Here is a 13,636-nt window from a genome sequence, read left to right on the forward strand (position 1 = left end):
CGCGTCCGCCCACCTTTCCCTGACAGTCGCACCCGACCGGGTGCGCCGGAGGTATCATGCTCGACAAGCTAGACAAGGCCCTGATGCGGATCGAATACGCGACCGCCTGGATCGCGGGCCTGACGATATTCGTGATCATGCTGCTGGTGACCGCCGAGGTGCTCATGCGGCGGCTGTTCAATGCGCCGATTGCCGGCCAGATCGACTTCATCTCGATGTCGATGGTGACCTTCAGCCTGCTGTGCATCTCGCATTGCTATCGCCAGGCCGGGCACATCCGCATGGACATGTTGCAAAAGGCCTTTCATGGCCGCGCGCAATGGCTGACCCATCTGTTCGCCACCCTGATCGGGTTGTTCGTCGTGCTGGCCATCCTACCCGGCACCTGGACGCATTTCGCCCGCGCCTGGACCTTTGGTGACACCACCATCGGCGTCGGCCTGCCCACCTGGCCATCGAAACTGGCCGCACCGATTGGCCTTGGCATCCTCGCCCTGCGGCTGACGCTTGAACTCTGGGTGTTCGGCCGTCTCCTGCGGGACCCCGGCCTCGCGCCGATTGGCGTGCCACAGCCGCCCAACCCCCTCGAAGATATGGACGCGTAAGGACACATGATGGATCCCTCGACAATCGGCGCCCTGGGCTTTCTCGCACTTGTCGTCATGGTGATGACCGGCGTACACATCGTCTTTGCCACCGCGATTACCGGCTTTCTGGGCATTGTCGTGCTCAAGGGCTGGCCGGTGGCGGTCAATATCGCCTGCATCATCCCGCATTCGGCCGGCTCTAACTATCTGTTCAGCGTGTTGCCGATGTTCATTCTGATCGGCTTCTTCGCCTCATCCTCGGGTATGGTGCAGGGCGCCTATCGCGCGGCCAAGGCATGGATCGGCTGGATGCCCGGCGGGCTTGCGGTTTCGACCGTGCTCGCCGCCGGGGCCTTTGGCGCGGTTTCCGGCGCAAGCCAGGCGACGGCGGCGGTCTTTGCCCGCGTGGCCATCCCGGAGCTTTTGAAGCTGAAATATTCGCCCTCGGTCTCGGCGGCGGCGGTGGCGGCGGCGGGCACCCTGGCCTCATTGATCCCGCCCTCTGCCGCGCTGGTGGTCTATGGCGCCATCGTCGACGAAAGCATCGGTCGGCTGCTGCTGGCGGGCTTTATCCCGGGGGTGTTCTCGGCCCTGCTGTATGCCGGTTTCATCCTGCTGCGCTTTGCCGCCAATCCCGACCTTGGCCGCCCAATCACGGGAATAAGCTGGTCCGAACGCGGCGCGTCGCTGATCGACGTGATGCCGATCATCCTTGTGATGCTGATGATCCTGGGCGGCATGTCCACCGGCTGGACCACCCCGACAGAGGCCGGCGCCACCGGGGCGGCCATCGTCTTTGTCTACGCGTTGTTGCGCCGCAAGCTGAACTTCAGCGCGTTGCAATCGTCGCTGGTCGAGACCGCCAAGCTGACGGTGATGATCTTTTCGACCTTCTGGGGTGTCTTCATCTTTGCCCGTTTCCTGGCCTTTACCCGGCTGCCGACCGAAATCGCGGAATGGCTTGTCACCCTGCCCTATCCGCCGACGGTGATCCTGATTGCGGTTCTTGCCGGCGATGCCTTTCTCGGCATGTTCCTCAGCGCCTCGGGAATGATGCTTCTGACGCTGCCGGTGATCTTTCCGGCCATCGTCGAGCTGGGGATCGACCCGATCCTGTTCGGCATCCTCGTCATCAAAATGGTCGAGATCGGGTTCATCACCCCGCCTGTGGGCCTGAACGTCTATGTCGTGGCCGGTGTCCGGCCCGATATTCCGATCAACGGCATCTTCCGCGCGATCTGGCCCTTTGTGCTGATCGACATTCTGACCGTAGCGCTGCTGATCCTTTTTCCGTCCATCACCCTGTTCCTGCCCACCCTCGTTCTTGGGGCGGGCTGACCCATGGAGACCCCGATGCCCTTCGACATCCGTTCCGACGCCTTTACCACCGCCATCCCGGCCAACAGCCGGCTGGAGGAGATCGCCGGCAGCTTCGGTTTTACCGAAGGCCCGATCTGGCACCCGACCGAACACTGGCTGATCTTTTCCGATATTCAGGAAAGCCGTCAGTACAAATGGCACCCTGACATCGGTCTTGAGGTGTTTCGTACGCCGTCCAACCAGGCCAATGGCAACTTCTTTGATCGTCAGGGCCGGGTGATTTCCTGTGAACATGCGTCGTCGCAGCTTGTCCGGCATGAACATGACGGCAAGCATGTGGTGCCGATTGCCACCCACTATGATTTCAAAGAGCTCAACAGCCCCAATGACGTGGTCTGCGACAGCCGGGGGCGGATCTGGTTCACCGATCCGAGCTTTGGCCGCATCCGTGAACCGCTGGGAATTCTGCGCGAGCAGGAGTTGCCCTACCAAGGCGTTTACCGGCTTGACCCGAATGGCACGCTGACGCTGGTAGCGGATGATTTTCAGCAGCCCAACGGGCTTTGTCTTTCGGTCGATGAAAGCCAGCTTTTTGTCAATGACAGCTGGGGTGGGCATATCCGGGTGCTGGATGTGACCGACGACGGCGCGTTGACCAATTCGCGCGTCTGGGCCGAGGTCACTGGTGATGGCGACGGCGTGCCCGACGGCATGAAGACCACCACCGAAGGCCACATCCTCTGCAACGGTCCCGGCGGCGTTCATCTCTTCAATGCCGAGGCAGAGTGCCTCGGTGTGATCCTGACACCGCAGAAATCCACCAATTTCTGCTTCGGCGGGCCAGAGCTGCGCACGCTCTTCATCACCGCCTCTACCTCTGTTTACCGCATCGAGACCGGGTTGACCGGTCTGGCCATGTTCTGAAAGGACCGCACATGAGCAACGAATTCGACATCCCGCCCAGCATCGAAAACACCAAGACCGCAACGCTGATCCATCCCAAGGTTTCGGCCCGGATGAAGGGCGAGATGCTGGTCGCCGTCAGCAGCCGGGGCCACCGCTGGATCATCGACGAGCCAGAGCACAAGGGCGCGACCGATCTTGGGCCGACACCGCTGGAATCGCTGTTGGGCGCGTTGGTGGGCTGTGAGAGTGTCGTTCTGAAACTGGTGTCCAAGGCCATCGGTTTCAACTTCACCGACCTCACCATCGAATGCACGGGCACTGCCGACATGCGCGGTGCGCGCGGGGTCAAGGGCGTGCGCCCCTATTTCACCACGGTCGACATGGTGATCGAGCTGGAGACCGACGAAAGCGAGAAGCGGCTGGAGCTTCTGCGCCGCAACGTCGAACAGCGCTGCCCGGTGATGAACCTGTTCGAAAGCGCCGATGTCGAGATGAACGTGGTCTGGAAGACCCGGACCGCCCAGCAAGGAGCCGCCTGACGGCTCCCTGTTTGGGTGCAGCTGTCTGCGCCAAAAATGAATTGTGGTTCAGGTGCCACTTACACTTGAACCGCGACGACGGGATGAATGCCCGATCATCATCCCTGGCCACAATGCCACAACGGCCGCCCACAGCTACCCAAGGTATACTTGCCCGGCGGGATACTTCACCCTCGGGACACTGCGGGAGGCCAGAAAGAAGCCAATCGTCAACGGGCCAACCCGGCCGATAAACATCATCACGATGATGATGGCCCGGCCGATACCGTCAAGCTCTCCGGTTGTGCCGCGCGACAAACCCACGGTGCCGAACGCGGATGTGACTTCAAATGCAAGATCAATGAACTCGCCATCGTGATTGATCGAGGCCAGAAAAATACCCGTCAGCACCAAAAGCATGGAAATCGTCGTGAGTGCGAGCACCTTCATCACCTCATTGACGCCCAATGAACGGCCAAACGCCTGCAACGTTGTGCGCCGTCGGAAAAACGCAGCCGTCGCAAGCAACAAGACGCACAGGGTCGTCACCTTGATCCCGCCCGCGGTCGAGGTGCTGCCCCCGCCCACCAGCATGAGTGTCATCGTCAACAACGTCGCGCTGTCATGCATTCCGCCGGTGTCGATTGTGTTGAAACCGGCGGTGCGTGGCGTGACGCCCTGAAACCAGCTGGCCCATAGTTTGTCCGCTGTGTCCAATTGGCCCAGCGTGGCGGGGTTCGTCCATTCAAGAAGGCCGAACATGACGCTGCCCCAAACGATCAAGACGGCGGTGCCGAGCAGCATCAATTTGGAATGCAGCGTAAGACCGCGCCAATGACGTTTCTGATAGATGTCGCCCACCACAATGAACCCAAGCCCGCCCAGAATGAAAAGCGCCGGTATCACGATGTTGATGATCGGGTTGCCCACCCACTGCGAGAGACTGTCAGGGTGAAGCGCAAAGCCCGCGTTGTTGAAGGCCGAAATCGAATGGAAAACCGCTTGCCACAGACCGGCCCAGCCGAACTGTGGAACAAAGACAAAGGCCAGCAATGCGGCACCAATGGCCTCGCACACAAAGGCAATGATGAAAATGATACGTGCAAGATAGGTCAGGTTTGACAGCGACGTCTGGTTCAGGTCTTCGCGCAGGATCAGCCGTTGCGGCATGCCAACGGGAATGCCAAGCGCCCCCAGCAGGAGCACGGCAAACGTCATCAACCCCAACCCGCCAAGCTGAATTAGCACCGCGATCACCGCCTGACCAAAGCCGGTGAAGGCGGCACCGGTATCGGCAAGCACCAGGCCGGTCACGGTCACGGCAGAGGTTGATGTAAACAGCGCCTCTCCGAACCCGATCCCCTCGTGATGCGAGATCGGAAGCCAAAGCAGGACGGCACCAAGGATGATGAAGGCGAGGTAGAAGATCGCCAGAACCGCGGGCGGCGGCATGCGCAGCGTCGCGAACCGCTGGACCATTTTCAAAGGCCGGGGTGCCATGGTCAGAGGCTGGCCGCGAAGTTGCGCAGGTCTTTGCGTTGGCCAAGCAGCAGCAACAGGTCATCACGCTCCAATTGGCATCCTGTTGCGTCTTGCCCGACAAATTCCGTGCCGCGCATGACCCCGATGCACCGCAGGTTGAACTTGTCGCCATGCGGCAGGTCTTTCAGGCTCTTGCCCTCAAGGCTTTCCGGGATTTGGAAATTCACGACGTGAAAGCCATTGCCCAGGCTGACATAGTCACGCACCAGCGGGTTGTGCAGAACCTGTGCGATGTGTTGGCCGACTTCCACTTCGGGATGAATGACCCTGTCGACGCCAAGTTTGCTCAGAATTCGGTGGTGCGTCTTGCTGATCGCTTTGGCCCACACAATCGGAACGCCGACAAGTTTAAGGTTGATCGTGGCCAGGATGCTGGCCTCCAGATCATCGCCGATCGCCACGACGGCCACATCACAATCCCCGAAACCGGCCTCCCGCAGGGCTGCATCATCGCGCGCATCGACGATCATGGCCTGAGAGAGTGTATCGGCAAGACCGGCAACACTGGCCTCGGATATATCGGCGCCAATGACGTGATTGCCAAAGCGCTGCAATTCCTTGGCGACGGTACTGCCGAAATTGCCCAACCCCAAGACACCAAAAGTACGGTTGGCAGAGGACTTCATGTTTTCAACTCACGATATTACATCACGGTTCAGCGAACCTCGCCGCAACGCAGAAAATTGTCAACATGGGCCCGGGGGCCGCCTAGTGGCGGTGTCGCGGGTGAATGCAGGCACACAGGTCACCCCCGGTTTTTCAACCAGCCAAGGGTGTCGTCGGTGTTGCCGCCGGGTTTGTATTCCGCGCCAAGCGGGGCATCATAGCCAAGCTTGCGCGTGACCTCGAACAGGTGATCATAGTTGATCTCGCCGTGATCCGGCGCGCCGCGATCCGGGACAGATGCAAACTGAATATGGCCAATCCACGGCAGGAGCGCCTCGATCCGGTGGGTCAGATCGCCCTCCATCAGCTGCACATGATAACAGTCAAACATCAGCTTGAGGTTGGGGGCCGCGACCTCTTTGATGATCGCAAGGGCCTGATCGGTTGTGGTCAGGAAGTACCCCGGCGCGTCATATTTGTTCAGGGGTTCGATCAGGATATTCATGCCATGGGCCGCAACGGTATCGCAGGCATATTTCAGGTTGCCAACAAAGGTGCGATGGGCCGTGTCCCCGGCGGCGAAACCCGCCATGACGTGGATATTGGCCGTGCCGATAGCGGTCGCATAGGCCACGGCTTCGCCAATCGCGGCACGCGCCTCGGCCTCGCGTCCGGGCAGCGCGCTGAGACCGTTTTCGCCCGCCGCCAGATTGCCCCGGCTTGTGTTCAAACCCAGCATGGACAGGCCAGTTTCGTCCAGCGCGGCCTTGGTTTCGGCCGCCGGGATGTCATAAGGCCAATGGCATTCCACCGCATCAAAACCTGCGGCTTTGGCGGCGCGAATGGCATCCGGCAGCGGGCGGTCATTCCACAGAAATCCCAGATTGGCAGAAAACTTCATCCGTCCCACTCCACATTAAATTTCGTCACCAGTTTCTGCACCATATCCGGGCCGATTCCGCGCGGGTTCAGCCCACGGGTCATCATTGCCAGACGCGCGGTATCCTCCAGCTCTTCGATGGCGTTGCAGGCGGCCTCGATATCCTTGCCCGCCACCACCGGCCCATGATTGGCCAGCATGACAGCACTGCGTTTACCGGCCAGACCGCGCACGGCCTCACCCATCTCTGGATCGCCGGGCAGGAAGAACGGCAACAGCTTGACCCGGCCCAGCTTCATGATGCCGTAGGGCGTGAGCGGTGGCAGGAAATTGTCCTCGTCCGCATCCGGCATCATCGACAGCGCAACCGAGTGGCAGGAATGCAGATGCACCACCGCGCCCGCCGTGCTGCGGGTGTCATAAAACGCCGAATGCAGCGGCATTTCCTTGGTCGGTTTGTCGCCGCTGATATGTGTGCCATTGGCGTCAAAGCGGCTGAGCCGTCCGGGATCGAGCCGCCCGAAACTGGTGCCGGTGGGGCTGACCAACAGCCCGCCATCTTCGGTCCGGGCCGAGATATTGCCGGTGCTGCCGCCGGTCAGGCCACGGTCGAACATGGATTTCGCCAGCAGGCAGATCTGTTCGCGCAAGCGGGCCTCGACGCTCATGACGCCAGTCTTTCCTGCGCATCGGTAAAGAAGGTCTCGGAGCCGAAGTTGCCGGATTTCAGGGTCAGCGCGATCTGCTGGCCGCCCGACTGGCAATAGGTCCAGGGCACGCCCGGCGCGATTTCGGTGCCGATATCCAGCTGGCTGACGCCAAGCGCCTTGGTCACCGCGCCCGAGGTTTCGCCGCCCGCGACGATCACCCGCCGTGCGCCCCTGTCGCGCGCCGCGACCGCGCATGCAGAGAGCGTCGCCTCGACTATCTCACCGGCACCGGCGACGCCCAGCTTTTCCTGCGCTGCGCGCACGCTTTCGGGGTTGGCTGTGGCATAGATCAACGGGGCCTTGTCCAGATCCTGTTGCGCCAACCAGTCGAGCGCCTTTTGCGGGCCGTTTTCGGCCAGCGACAGCGGGTCGAGCTGGAAGGCAGGCACGCCGCGGCTGGTATAATCGGCCACCTGCTTGTTGGTCATGGCCGAACAGCTGCCCGAAAGCACGATGGTGCCTGCGCCCAGCTTTGGCGCTTCGGCCTTGGGCGCATCCGCCGACAGGGTTCCATCGGCAAGGTAAAGCGCGGGCAACGGCATGGCCACGGCGCTGCCCCCGGTCATCAACGGCATGTCGCGGCAGGCCTCGGCGATCACGGCGAGGTCTTCGTTCGCCACCGCATCAACCACCACATGCGCCACACCATCGGCCTTCATCGCCGCGAGTTTTTCCCGCAGGGCCGCAGCCCCCTGTGCCACCGCAAGACGGTCCGCCAGACCGACGGCTTTCGTCACCTGCGGCGTCAACAAACGCATCAGATTGCTGTCGCGCATCGGGGTCAGCGGGTGATCCTTCATCGGGCTTTCGGCCAGTGGTTGCTGGCCGACAAACAAGTTGCCCATGAAGATCGACCGGCCATTTTCCGGAAACGCCGGGCAATAGATCGTCTGGTCAGTACCAAGCTCCGCCATCAGCGCCTCGGCCACCGGGCCGATATTGCCCTCTGCGGTGCTGTCGAAGGTCGAGCAATATTTCCAGAAAAACCGCTGCGCTCCGGCGGCGCGCAGCCATTGCAGCGCCTTGCGGGTTTCGGCCACCGCTTCGGCAACCGGCGCCGTGCGCGATTTCAGCGCAATCACCTCAAACGCAGCCGGGTCGGCCGGCGGCTCTGACGGCACGCCGATGCGCAAAGAGACGCGCACGCCACTGCGGGCCAAAAGCCCGGCCAAATCGGTCGCGCCAGTGAAATCATCGGCAATACATCCAAGAACGGTGGTCATGTGTTTTCTCCTGGCAAGGTCAATCCAGCGTTGCGGGCATAGACCTTGGCGACTGCGGCGTCGTCCTCCTGTCCATGGCCCATGCCGGCGGCTGCGATAAATTGCTGTAGTGCGGCGGCGGTGATCGGGGCGCTGAATTGCGCAGATTTGGCGATGTCGAGCACGATGCCCAGATCCTTTGGCCAGATATTGACCGAGCTGAGCGGCGTGTAGTCACCCGCCACGATATGCGGCGCGCGGTTTTCCAGCATCCAGCTGGTGCCGGCGCATTTGCTGATCACCTCGACAAATTTCTCCGGCGTGACGCCCTGGGTCATGCCAAAGGTCAGCGCCTCGGCCATGGTGGCGATATGCACCCCGGCCAAAAGCTGGTTGACCGCCTTCATGGCGCTGCCGGCACCTACGTCGTCGCCAAGTTCGAACACCGTCTGGGCGATACTGTCCAGCAGCGGCCGTGCGGCGGCAAAGGCATCGGGTGCGCCCGACGCCATGATTGACAGCTGGCCGCTGGCGGCCTTGGCCGCGCCACCGGAAATCGGCGCATCAAGATAGTGAACACCGGTCTCGCCACAGCGCGCCGCCATGTCCCGGGCAAAGGCCGGCGGCACGGTGGCACAGGCCAGGACAACTGCGCCGGGCTTCAGCTTTGCGACGATCCCGTCCGCGCCGAACAGCACGCTTTCGGTCTGGGCGGCATTCAGCACGACGACGGCCACGGCATCCAACCCACCGGCAGCCTCGTCCAGCGGGCTGTCTTGCCCGCCTTCGGATTTGAACTTGGCGATCTGGTCCGGGTTTATGTCCACGCCCCAGACCTTGTGCCCGCCGCGCAGGGCCGATGCGGCCATGCCGTATCCCATCGAGCCCAAGCCGATGACAGCAACATTATGTGCACTTTTGGTATTCATGGACATCTTAATTTCCTTTCAGCCAATTCGGCAACCATAGCGCAACGTCCGGGAAGAACAGCACAATGGCAAGCGCCACGACCTGAATGCAGATGAAGGGGATCAGCGCGCGGAAGATCTCGGACAGGCTCATGTCCTTGGGGGCGACGGATTTCAGATAGAAGGCAGCCGGGCCAAAGGGTGGCGAGAGATAGCTGACCTGCATGTTCATCGCAAAGAGAATGCCGAACCAGACCGGGTCCATCCCCAGTTTGATGATGATCGGCACAAAGATCGGCATGGTCAAAAGCGCGATCCCGATCCAGTCCATGAACAGACCCAGCACCACGAGGATACCCATCATGATCAGCACAATCACCATTGGCGAGGCACCGCTGTCGAGGATGGTGCTTTCAATGAAACGGTTGCCGCCCATGAGGTTGTAGACCCCCACCAGCGCCGCCGCGCCAAGGCCGATCCAGATGATCATGCCGCAGGTTTCCAACGTCTGTTTCAGGCTGTCGCGGATCAATGCCCAGGTCACTTCGCCCCGGATTGCCGCCGACAGGAACACGCCGACCACGCCCATGGCTGCGGCCTCGGTCACCGAGGCGATGCCGCCGTAGATCGACCCCAGAACCGTCACCGCCACACCGACCGGCAGGATCACACCGCGCATCTTGCGCAGTTTTTCCGACATCGGGATGTCCAGCTCCGCGTTCGAAATCGGCGGCCCCATCTCTGGGTTCGCGTAGCAGCGCACGAGGATGTAGATGATGTAGAACGACGCCAGCATCAGACCGGGGGTCACGGTGGCCAGGAACAGATCACCGATCGAAACACTGGCGGTGAGACCATAGACGATCAACACGATCGACGGCGGGATCATCGTCCCCAGCGAGCCGCCGGCGCAGACGGTGCCAATGGCCAAGGCCCGGTTGTAACCCAGCCGCAGCATCTGCGGCAGCGCGATCAGGCCCAGCAGCACGATCTCGCCGCCGATGATGCCAGAGATCGCCGCAAGAAAGACCGCCGCGACAAGCGTTTGCACGGCGACGCCGCCCTTGATCCGACCGGCAATCAGACGCATCGCATCATAGAGATCCCGCGCCATGCCCGACCGGTCCAGCAGCGAGGCCATGAGCACGAACATCGGAATGGCGACAAGCACGTATTCGTTGACAAAGGAATAGATGCGCGACGACACCAGCGGCACGCCCATCGGGCCAAACCAGGCGATGGTGAACAGGATCGCAATCAACCCGGTCACAAAGGCCAGCGGGATACCGGTCAGGATCAGGATCATGATCGACCCCACCAACAGGAAAGAGCCCGACTGAATGCCCAGATCGCGGCCTTGGGAAAACAGCACATAGCCCCCGATGGCCAGGATGGCAAAGACGATCCCGATGGCGGCAAGGGCCATTTTGCTTGGCGGCTCTCCGGCGCTCTGCCGGAACCCGGTGCCTTTCCAGGCGGTCCAGATATGGCCGACGGATTGGATCGCCAGCACGATCGCGGTGATCAGCAGCATCAACTTGATGACGGCGGGGGTGATCGGGTTCCACGCCGACCCGGACCGCTCAAGCCGGATGTCACCCTGCGGCGTCCACCAGGATTTTTCGACCATCGTATAGGCCGCATAGGCAATCGCCACCGCAAAGAACAGCGCAAGCAATCCGTTCACGATATCCAAAAGCCGCCGGGTGCCGCCGCTGGTGTTGAAATAGATCAGCCCGATGCGAATATGTTTGTCGGCAGCAAGACATTGCATACCACCGTAGAGGTAACAGGCCGCAATCAGCGCGATCACCGTTTCATGCGCCCAGATCGTCGGGGCGTTAAAGAAATATCGCACGACGATCTCGTAGATCGAGATCACGGTCGCGATGGCAAACAGGAAACTGAATGCGGTGCCAACCGTGACAATACCACGATCCAGCGCGTTCTGAGGACCGGCATTGTCTTCTTCATGGACCCTTTTAAGCGCCTCAAGCTGCGCTTCGATTTCGGCTTCGGTCATCGCCGCGTCATGTTGTGCCATTGTTTCCTCCCGAAACGTGAGCTGGACAGTGGAAAACGAAGGGGCCGAAACCGGCCCCCTCGGGTCTTGCCGTCAGACGGCGATCACTCGGCCAGAAGGCCCTTTTCGGTCAGATAGGCGGTGACGCTCTCATAGGCTTTGCCGGCCATTTCGGACCGTTCCGCCCAGTTCGCCCACTGCGACTTGGCGATGCCACGGAACTTGGCGCGCTCTTCGTCGGACCAGTCGATCACGGTGATCTCGGGGTCGGCCTGTGCCTCGGCCAGGGCGGCCTCGTTCTGGACGTCAAGCTGGCTGATCATGTCCCGCGCAAAGACCGAGACCGAACTCGTTCAAAATGGTCTGAAGGTCTTCGGGCAGCCCGTCATAAATCGCCTTGTTCAGGGAAACCTCGATGACCGGCATCGAGTGGAACCCAGGATAAAGCGGGTATTTGGCGAACTCGTGCATGCCCTGGGCATGGTTGGTCGAGAACACGGTATAATCGGCCGCGTCAATCACGCCTTTTTCCAGCGCGGTATAAACTTCGGAACCAGGCAGGTTCACCGGCGAGGCACCCGCGGCGGCAAAGACCTCTTGCACCATGCCTTCGGGGGCACGCATCTTGATGCCTTTGAGGTCATCGACGCCATGGATCGGCTTGGTCGACAAAAAGGCCTCGACACCGGTTGCCGAAGCCCCCAGGAATTGCAGCCCGTAGGGGTTCACCAGCTCGTTGAACAGCGCCTTGCCGCCGCCGTTTTCCATGTAGTCGAACATCTGCTCGGGCGCCGACCATGCGCCGACGAGGTTGCCCAGCATCGCAAAGGCCGGATCCTTGCCCGAGAAATACGACGGGTCGGTGATGTGGCCTTGCAAAATGCCGGCGCCCACCGCGTCGAGGGTTTCGATATGCGCCACCACTGTCCCGACGGGTACGACGGTGATCTCGATACGGCCATCGGACAGCGCGTTGACGCGGTCGGCCCAGGCTTCTTCGATCGGAAAGAAGTTGTCGCCAGCCTGCGCCGAGGTCTGGAACGTCCACTGGTATTCTTGCGCCAGGGCCGTGCTGGCCATCAGCGACGTGGCAGCGACGAGGCCGCCCAGAAGTGCGGATTTCAAAGTGTAAGCAGTCATGTTTCCTCCCGTCAGACCCCCTTCGGGGCCTTGGTCCGTTTCAAGACGCGATTTCTGCGAGATCGCGTTGTCTGCCCGGCAAAATCTCCGCCGGTATCGAGACCGGTATCGGTACCGGTATGGATATCAGTGACACATCCTGCAATGATGTGTCAACACTTGGGTTCGGCACCTTGGGATTGAGCAGTGGGATTTGAGACCCGGATCAGGTAAAAGATCGCCTGTGAGGGAGCGGTAAGCCTATGAGAAAAAGAAAAACCTTGGTCGATGTCGCCGCCGCCGCAGGGGTCAGCAAGATGACGGCCTCACGCGCGCTGAGGGGCGACAAGGATGTGTCAGAGGCCAATGTCAAGAAGGTGAAACGCGCCGCCCGCGAGATCGGGTATTACGGGAATCATCTGGCCGCGTCGCTGTCCAGCAAACGCACCGACCTGATCGGAGTGGTCGTTCCCAACCTCTCAAACATCGTTTTTCCCGAAGTCATGTCCGGGGTGACCAACGCGCTCAAAGGCTCCCCTCTTCAGCCGGTATTCGGTGTGACCGATTATGACCCCGAAACCGAATACGACATCATCCGCAACATGCTGTCCTGGCGGCCTGCCGGGCTGATCGTTGCCGGGCTTGACCAGCCAGAGGATACCCGGAAATTGCTGGCCAGCGCCGGTATTCCCATCGTCCAGATCATGGATTGCGATGGCGACCCGGTCGACGCCTGTGTCGGATTTTCACAAATCGGGGCCGGGCACGACATGGCGTCGGCCCTTCTTGCGGCGGGGCGGCGGCGCTTTGGATATGTCGGGCGCAACCTCGCCAAGGATCTCAGGGCGGCCAAGCGCAAGAAGGGTTTCCATGACAAGTTGCGCGACCAGGGGCTTGATTTCATCGACACAATCGACGGGTCGCACCTGCAGGAGGATGAGACCACACAATCAGCCATCGCCTGTGGGCGGCGTATGACGGCCGACCTTCTGGCCCGTCAACCTGACCTTGATTGCATCCATTTTTCCAACGACGACCTCGCCTTTGGCGGGTTGTGTCATTGCATCGCCGCAGGCATCGACGTGCCGGGCGCGCTCGCCCTGGCCGGTTTCAACGGGCTGAGCCTTATCGAGGGGTTCCCGGGAAAGATCGCCACCTCCCGCACCGCCCGGCGCGAGATCGGCGAGACCGCCGCCAAGGCCATTCTGGAGACAGTCGAAGGCACCAAAGCAGAGAGTGAAAAGATCCACATTCTGACCCCGACCATCACGCTCGGGGATTTGGCAGAAATTGCGAAGTAGAACGCATTGGCGGT

General features: G+C 61.1%; 12 protein-coding genes and 2 pseudogenes. 5 read left to right on the forward strand and 9 right to left on the reverse strand.

Annotated features, from left to right (window positions below):
* Window positions 1-56 precede the first annotated feature (56 nt).
* The 4 genes from AC0L4F_RS13045 to AC0L4F_RS13060 are packed head-to-tail and all read left to right on the forward strand — an operon-like array spanning window position 57 to window position 3,352.
* Window positions 57-605: a TRAP transporter small permease gene (locus AC0L4F_RS13045; protein WP_244688965.1), complete on the forward strand. Its 549-nt coding sequence runs from the start codon at window positions 57-59 to the stop codon at window positions 603-605.
* 9 nt (window positions 606-614) lie between these two features.
* Window positions 615-1,925 (forward strand): TRAP transporter large permease, encoded by a 1,311-nt coding sequence (locus AC0L4F_RS13050; protein WP_244688966.1) that lies wholly within the window; start codon window positions 615-617, stop codon window positions 1,923-1,925.
* A 15-nt stretch (window positions 1,926-1,940) separates the two neighbouring features.
* The gene (locus AC0L4F_RS13055) at window positions 1,941-2,831 is read left to right on the forward strand and encodes an SMP-30/gluconolactonase/LRE family protein (protein WP_244688967.1); all 891 of its coding nucleotides are present in this window, start codon (window positions 1,941-1,943) and stop codon (window positions 2,829-2,831) included.
* Window positions 2,832-2,842: 11 nt separating this feature from the next.
* Window positions 2,843-3,352, forward strand: a complete 510-nt coding sequence (locus tag AC0L4F_RS13060; RefSeq protein ID WP_244688968.1) for an OsmC family protein — start codon at window positions 2,843-2,845, stop codon at window positions 3,350-3,352.
* A gap of 135 nt (window positions 3,353-3,487) precedes the next feature.
* Here AC0L4F_RS13060 and AC0L4F_RS13065 read toward each other — a convergent pair whose 3' ends face one another.
* The 9 genes and pseudogenes from AC0L4F_RS13065 to AC0L4F_RS13105 all read right to left on the reverse strand — a co-directional run bounded on the left by AC0L4F_RS13065 (window position 3,488) and on the right by AC0L4F_RS13105 (window position 12,342).
* Entirely contained in the window at window positions 3,488-4,810 is a 1,323-nt protein-coding gene (locus tag AC0L4F_RS13065; RefSeq protein WP_244688969.1) for a TrkH family potassium uptake protein, read from the reverse strand.
* A 23-nt stretch (window positions 4,811-4,833) separates the two neighbouring features.
* Window positions 4,834-5,499 carry a potassium channel family protein gene (locus AC0L4F_RS13070; RefSeq protein ID WP_244688970.1) on the reverse strand — a complete coding sequence of 222 codons (666 nt, stop codon included), beginning with the start codon at window positions 5,497-5,499 and terminating at the stop codon, window positions 4,834-4,836.
* Window positions 5,500-5,618: 119 nt separating this feature from the next.
* Window positions 5,619-6,380, reverse strand: a complete 762-nt coding sequence (locus AC0L4F_RS13075; RefSeq protein ID WP_244688971.1) for a hydroxypyruvate isomerase family protein — start codon at window positions 6,378-6,380, stop codon at window positions 5,619-5,621.
* A complete protein-coding gene (otnC, locus tag AC0L4F_RS13080) occupies window positions 6,377-7,027 on the reverse strand; it encodes a 3-oxo-tetronate 4-phosphate decarboxylase (protein WP_244688972.1) in 651 nt (216 codons plus the stop codon). Before otnC ends, AC0L4F_RS13075 begins: the two co-directional genes overlap by 4 nt.
* Entirely contained in the window at window positions 7,024-8,292 is a 1,269-nt protein-coding gene (gene otnK, locus AC0L4F_RS13085) for a 3-oxo-tetronate kinase (protein ID WP_244688973.1), read from the reverse strand. Before otnK ends, otnC begins: the two co-directional genes overlap by 4 nt.
* The gene (gene ltnD, locus AC0L4F_RS13090; RefSeq protein WP_244688974.1) at window positions 8,289-9,206 is read right to left on the reverse strand and encodes an L-threonate dehydrogenase; all 918 of its coding nucleotides are present in this window, start codon (window positions 9,204-9,206) and stop codon (window positions 8,289-8,291) included. The genes otnK and ltnD overlap by 4 nt, the downstream gene beginning before the upstream one ends.
* Before the next feature lies 1 nt (window position 9,207).
* The gene (locus tag AC0L4F_RS13095) at window positions 9,208-10,485 is read right to left on the reverse strand and encodes a TRAP transporter large permease (protein WP_244689718.1); all 1,278 of its coding nucleotides are present in this window, start codon (window positions 10,483-10,485) and stop codon (window positions 9,208-9,210) included.
* A 174-nt stretch (window positions 10,486-10,659) separates the two neighbouring features.
* Window positions 10,660-11,223, reverse strand: a pseudogene (locus AC0L4F_RS13100) (TRAP transporter small permease subunit); the annotation flags it as partial.
* A gap of 83 nt (window positions 11,224-11,306) precedes the next feature.
* Window positions 11,307-12,342, reverse strand: a pseudogene (locus AC0L4F_RS13105) (TRAP transporter substrate-binding protein).
* Window positions 12,343-12,584: 242 nt separating this feature from the next.
* On the opposite strand from AC0L4F_RS13105, the gene AC0L4F_RS13110 reads away from it, so the two are divergent.
* Window positions 12,585-13,622, forward strand: coding sequence for a LacI family DNA-binding transcriptional regulator (locus AC0L4F_RS13110; RefSeq protein ID WP_244688975.1), 1,038 nt, complete (start codon window positions 12,585-12,587; stop codon window positions 13,620-13,622).
* Window positions 13,623-13,636 lie beyond the last annotated feature (14 nt).

Source organism: Marinovum sp. J2-8, assembly GCF_055808435.1.

What these genes read in the sequence shown, in the direction of transcription:
- AC0L4F_RS13045 (WP_244688965.1), top strand. Translation starts at nt 57, where the DNA reads ATGCTCGACAAGCTAGACAAGGCCCTGATGCGGATCGAATACGCGACC.
- AC0L4F_RS13050 (WP_244688966.1), top strand. Translation starts at nt 615, where the DNA reads ATGGATCCCTCGACAATCGGCGCCCTGGGCTTTCTCGCACTTGTCGTC.
- AC0L4F_RS13055 (WP_244688967.1), top strand. Translation starts at nt 1,941, where the DNA reads ATGCCCTTCGACATCCGTTCCGACGCCTTTACCACCGCCATCCCGGCC.
- AC0L4F_RS13060 (WP_244688968.1), top strand. Translation starts at nt 2,843, where the DNA reads ATGAGCAACGAATTCGACATCCCGCCCAGCATCGAAAACACCAAGACC.
- AC0L4F_RS13065 (WP_244688969.1), bottom strand. Translation starts at nt 4,810, where the DNA reads ATGGTCCAGCGGTTCGCGACGCTGCGCATGCCGCCGCCCGCGGTTCTG.
- AC0L4F_RS13070 (WP_244688970.1), bottom strand. Translation starts at nt 5,499, where the DNA reads ATGAAGTCCTCTGCCAACCGTACTTTTGGTGTCTTGGGGTTGGGCAAT.
- AC0L4F_RS13075 (WP_244688971.1), bottom strand. Translation starts at nt 6,380, where the DNA reads ATGAAGTTTTCTGCCAATCTGGGATTTCTGTGGAATGACCGCCCGCTG.
- otnC (WP_244688972.1), bottom strand. Translation starts at nt 7,027, where the DNA reads ATGAGCGTCGAGGCCCGCTTGCGCGAACAGATCTGCCTGCTGGCGAAA.
- otnK (WP_244688973.1), bottom strand. Translation starts at nt 8,292, where the DNA reads ATGACCACCGTTCTTGGATGTATTGCCGATGATTTCACTGGCGCGACC.
- ltnD (WP_244688974.1), bottom strand. Translation starts at nt 9,206, where the DNA reads ATGTCCATGAATACCAAAAGTGCACATAATGTTGCTGTCATCGGCTTG.
- AC0L4F_RS13095 (WP_244689718.1), bottom strand. Translation starts at nt 10,485, where the DNA reads ATGATCCTGATCCTGACCGGTATCCCGCTGGCCTTTGTGACCGGGTTG.
- AC0L4F_RS13110 (WP_244688975.1), top strand. Translation starts at nt 12,585, where the DNA reads ATGAGAAAAAGAAAAACCTTGGTCGATGTCGCCGCCGCCGCAGGGGTC.